The 4,336-nt window shown below is 43.1% G+C and carries 3 protein-coding genes; 1 reads left to right on the top strand and 2 read right to left on the bottom strand.

The window, feature by feature from the left end:
- Positions 1-2,364, bottom strand: a 2,364-nt coding sequence (locus L4D09_RS28425) for a glycoside hydrolase family 18 protein (protein ID WP_428460899.1), incomplete at its 3' end; no start/stop codon positions are given.
- Between the two features lie 306 nt (positions 2,365-2,670).
- On the opposite strand from L4D09_RS28425, the gene L4D09_RS28420 reads away from it, so the two are divergent.
- On the top strand, positions 2,671-2,943 hold the full coding sequence (locus L4D09_RS28420; protein WP_428460898.1) for a hypothetical protein: 273 nt from the start codon (positions 2,671-2,673) through the stop codon (positions 2,941-2,943).
- Positions 2,944-3,714: 771 nt separating this feature from the next.
- On the opposite strand, the gene L4D09_RS28415 is transcribed toward L4D09_RS28420, so the two are convergent.
- On the bottom strand, positions 3,715-4,272 hold the full coding sequence (locus L4D09_RS28415; RefSeq protein WP_428460897.1) for a hypothetical protein: 558 nt from the start codon (positions 4,270-4,272) through the stop codon (positions 3,715-3,717).
- Positions 4,273-4,336: the final 64 nt, after the last annotated feature.

Genomic DNA, 4,336 nt, shown 5'->3' with positions numbered 1-4,336 from the left:
GCTACCCAGTTCAATGCTGTCTTGCTCAATATTGAAGTCAAGGTTAACGTCAAGCTGGATCTTCGATACCGGATCTGGTGCGCCGCTCCAGCTCATGCCGTATATCGTAACAGGTTGTTTGGCGGTGTAGGTACCTTTGGGTAAATGCATGTTATCGGCATAACTAAAGGTRGAATAAAAAGAGCCGTGACCGTTYTGTACGCCATCATTCATGCGTAAGTTTTTRCTGCCAAATTTCTTATGGCCGCGGATCTTAGCGACGAACTCTTCGCCTTCCTCGTTGACKACTTCTACCTCGATGAACGAAGTACCGCTATTGCCGTTCCATACTGAGCGGGCTGGGGTCGAGGCATCAGCGCGAATAACACCGTCTTGTGCTGGCACGTAAAAAAACACGCTTTTCTGGCTTGGTTGTGATTTCGCATAGTTCTCGGTGGTTTGGCCCAACGTATAGCGCTGGCCTTCATTCAGAACCCTGCATTCATCGGCGCTAACATTATCACCACAAGTTGTGTTCCATTCTGCGCGCTGTTCTTTGGTGGTGTACGTTTCTGATAGGGTGTTACCCAACCCTTCATTCAGAGCATTAACGGTATAACCTTTGTGGTCTTGCTCTACTGTCCAAGTGAAGACACCAGCAAGATTGTTCTCCTCGGCGTATCTAGCCTTTTGGTTAGCGGTACGTAGCGTGTCACCGCTGAAGTAAACACCAGTCTGGTCGTTGTAATAGTAGTCAGCATTTACCGTTTGGTCGGTATAAAGTACAAAGCCGTTTTCCCCTTTCAGGTTTTCACCCGCCATGTTGGCATACAGATCGTAGCCTTCAACGACAGTCGGTTCATGGCTACCGAAAACTTGTGTTGCAGTAACGCTGGTCGCTGAGCCTGGCATACCCGGTTCTTGGATTTCACCTTGCTTACCGCGGTAATAGTTAGCCACACCGAGCATGATACGCTGTGGCTCAACGCCGTATCCTTTTAGAATATTGATCGCTTTTTCTGCACTGTTTCCACCATTTTCACCGATGTAGCTATTGCCGTATAGGTTGCTTTGATGCCCCAATTTATTTGGTGTGAATGCCCCCCAGTAGTCGTAGTTCATCAAGTAGATGTAATCAAGGATACCGCTAGCGCCAGCTAGGGTTTTATAGTTGTCGGCCCCGATCAGCGCCATGTATTCTTCAGTTGCTCCAACGGCACTTGAGATCTCGATATCCTGTAGCCCTTCACTGTCCAGCGCAGTACGCATGGATTGGATCAGCTTAACGTAGTTATCGGCATCATTTGGTGTTTTGGCACCAGATTCACCACCGTGACCAGGGTATTCCCAGTCGATATCGACACCGTCAAACCCCCATTTTTTAATGAATTTCACGATAGAATCGACAAACACCTGACGGGTTTCAGGGGTTGCAGCCATACGGTGGAATGGTTCAGATAGGGTCCAGCCACCGACGCTCAACGCTAGTTTCATTTCAGGGTTTTGTTTTTTCAGTTCTAGCATTTGCCCGATCAGCCCACGAACGTTACCAGGGTTAAGGCCATCGTAGTTTGCCTTGCTGGTCGAGTCATAAAGATCATTCCAGCCCATATTACTTTGACGCTGGCTGATGCCACTTTGTAGACCGCCATACATATCGAGTACGGCAATCTCGTGCTCGTCGAGTTCTAGCTCGTTACACGCCTGAGCGACTTTATCGGCTGTAGAGCCCTGATCGCCACAAATGCCGAGGAAAGAGTAAACGAGTTTGCCATATGCCGTTGGGTCGATGGCTTCTAGGCTAAATTGGCGGTCATACTGGGCCCATTCGGAAACATAGCCAGTGACCACTTTGTTTGAGTTACGTTCAATCACGGTTTCTGTGCTCATGGTGCCTGTTTTGATATCACCCTCATCGTTGTAGATCACCGTTTGTTGGGTCATTCCTTCAAGACTCGTTTCATAGTCGAAATCAGAGCTCGAAGGTGGTGTGGTATCGTTAGTTAGAGTGACGTTACGTGTTGCACTTTCTCCGTTAGGGAAGTCGGTTGACTTTATTGTTACTTTGGCTGTGATGGCGCTCTGTTCGGCTACCATTCCGGGTGGAACTTGCATTTCACCGAATACTGTTGCTTTATCAGACCATGAGTCATAGTCGACTAAGGTAAATGTCTCGCGCCCCTGACAACCTACTTTTTGTTCATCAACAAAGTAGCAGGCTTCACTAGGTACTTTTGCCCAGTTCATATCGAAAGCAATTTCGACATTACCACGCTCTTGCTCTGGGAGAGTACTGTAGTCGAGAGTGATAGCGCCACTGCCAGCGTGAGCTCCCATCGCAATGCTAATTGCCATGGCTGTAAAGCTTAATTTACCTATATTCATTTTATTAATCCTGCTAAATACCAAATTATTATTTCTATTAAGGGAATCTCAACAGAGTATTTATTATTAGTGGTTTAGATCATAAATCACGTTAAGTTTTATTAAATTTCACATCGACTCAGTAATTACTGAGTTAGAATGTCAATATAAATTAATCTAAATAACATACTTAACAAATTAATGTGTAAAAATAACTTTCACATATTGATTTAGAAAAATTAATTATTTATTTAATGCTAGGTTAATATCTGTTGAGTTTATATGATAATTACATAAACACAGTCACTTAAACTTTGTAGGTATAATATGAAGAAATGGGAAAGACTTGATAAAAGGGTTTATCGGTCATTTTATTTTGCTTTAGAGCGGAAAGGTCACCTTTCTTTAATTTCAATAGTTAAAAGCCAAAGGAAGATACTTAACCAGAAAATGGGGGGGATGTTCTCCCCTCGTGAAGTACATCAAGTAAATACACTCGATGTAAACTATGAAAAGGTAAACAGTAAGAGAATAGAAAATTTCAAAAAAAGAAAAACCATAGGTGAAGCAGAGTTAGCCATGAGAGATTGCTGGCGATAAAATGTTGCCTTAGAGTCTGATAGAAAATGCTTTTGTCGTTAAGATGTAAAAGATTGGGGTGCTTTATTCCTTTTAGGTGTTTCTTGTTTACTTTGAACTCAAAGTACCTAGAAAGCTACTATCATGTTTTGTATTTAAAGAATAATAATGATTGTTTTTACATTTTTACTGCATATAACCTTTACCGTTGAGCTAAGTTTTATCTGAGATATTATATAAATTCATTTAATTCCCTTCTTAAATAAAAGCCAGGTTAACACTTTGGCTTTTTATTATTGTCTTGCCCTATTCTGAAATAAGTTGAAACTTTAGAGACTTATCTATGAACACTTCAAATATCACAATAATAAACCGTTCTTAGCGTGATTACACAATGGGCTTTAAATTGGCTGTTGTCTGCAAAGTTGAAAAAGGCGAAATGACATACAAATAAGCCCAAGATCACTATGGTATATAAGGTCGAAGTACAGTTCTTGTTTTGCTAAGAAAGCTCTCGCTAATGCCGAAATGAAGAGTATGATTTATGGCGATATGGTTTATCTCCTTAAAGATGAATACGGTATTGACTTAGAAAAGTACTTAGCCGATACCTTCAATGACGGATGGTTATGGCTGTTGTCAGAATTCTCAAAACGAGAGGGTTAACGGGGGGGACTAAGGCTGCATATGAGCTTGGAGATGAGAGCCCTAAGTGAAGGGCATGAAAAAGCCAGCAGGGAGTACCAACTGGCTTCATAAAAAGTGCCGACCTATTTTAGGACTAGGTATATGTTAAATTGAAAAATCGACATTTAGCTTGAGCGCTTTAACCGGTTTCGGTGCGCCACTCCAGCTCTGGGCATAGATTATTACCGACTCTTCCGTACGGTAATTACCGGCAGGGAGTTCCGGGTTATCTGCAGCATTTACGGTTGCTTTAAATGCGCCGTAGCCATTTTGGACCCCATCGTTCATCTGTATGTTTCTGCCTCGAAAGTTTTTATTCCCGCGGATTTTGGCAGTGAATGGTTGACCTTGGTCGTTTATCACTTTTACTTCAAAAAATGATGTACCAGCAGTACCAGCCCACAGCCCACGGCCTGGGTTCGAGGCATCGGCAGATAACACGATGTCCTGTGGCGGTACGTAGAAGAACACACTTTTCTGGCTTGGCTGTGATAGCGCATAGTTTTCTGACCAGCTACCCAGTTCAATGCTGTCTTGCTCAATATTGAAGTCAAGGTTAACGTCAAGCTGGATCTTCGATACCGGATCTGGTGCGCCGCTCCAGCTCATGCCGTATATCGTAACAGGTTGTTTGGCGGTGTAGGTACCTTTGGGTAAATGCATGTTATCGGCATAACTAAAGGTGGAATAAAAAGAGCCGTGACCGTTTTGTACGCCATCCCATCAT

The sequence above is a fragment of the Photobacterium makurazakiensis genome, from assembly GCF_050336715.1.
Classification (GTDB): Bacteria; Pseudomonadota; Gammaproteobacteria; order Enterobacterales; family Vibrionaceae; genus Photobacterium; species Photobacterium makurazakiensis.
This window is presented reverse-complemented; position numbering and strand designations above follow the sequence as displayed.

Bases quoted from the DNA above. Each gene is read 5' to 3' on its own strand.
- L4D09_RS28420 (WP_428460898.1), top strand. From the start codon at position 2,671: ATGAAGAAATGGGAAAGACTTGATAAAAGGGTTTATCGGTCATTTTAT.
- L4D09_RS28415 (WP_428460897.1), bottom strand. From the start codon at position 4,272: ATGCATTTACCCAAAGGTACCTACACCGCCAAACAACCTGTTACGATA.